Source organism: Parafrankia sp. Ea1.12 (assembly GCF_900465275.1).
Taxonomy (GTDB): Bacteria; Actinomycetota; Actinomycetes; order Frankiales; family Frankiaceae; genus Parafrankia; species Parafrankia soli.
In genome coordinates, this window is record NZ_UBIZ01000401.1 from 1 (window position 1) to 246 (window position 246).

A 246-nucleotide genomic window follows, 5' to 3' on the forward strand; every position below is an offset into this window, starting at 1 on the left:
GACCGACCCGGCCCGCTGGTTCTGGTACGAGGGCAACTTCGCCGACTACGAGACCAACAAGGTCGAGCGGCTCGGCGCGGACGCGGCCCGCCCGCACCGGGTGACGTACCGCAAGCTCACCCGCGACGCGTCGAGACCGGAGATCAGCCCGGGCGGTTCTGCAGGGAGTTCGCGGCCATCAGCAGGTAGTCCCAGAGCTGGGCGCGGTGTTCCGGGGCGAGGCCGAGGCTGTCGACCGCGGATTCC

The 246-nt window shown here is 71.1% G+C and carries 1 pseudogene; it reads right to left on the minus strand.

Annotation, left to right across the window (positions count from 1 at the left end):
• Positions 1 to 143 precede the first annotated feature (143 nt).
• Positions 144 to 246, minus strand: a pseudogene (locus tag FMEAI12_RS40125) (globin); the annotation flags it as partial.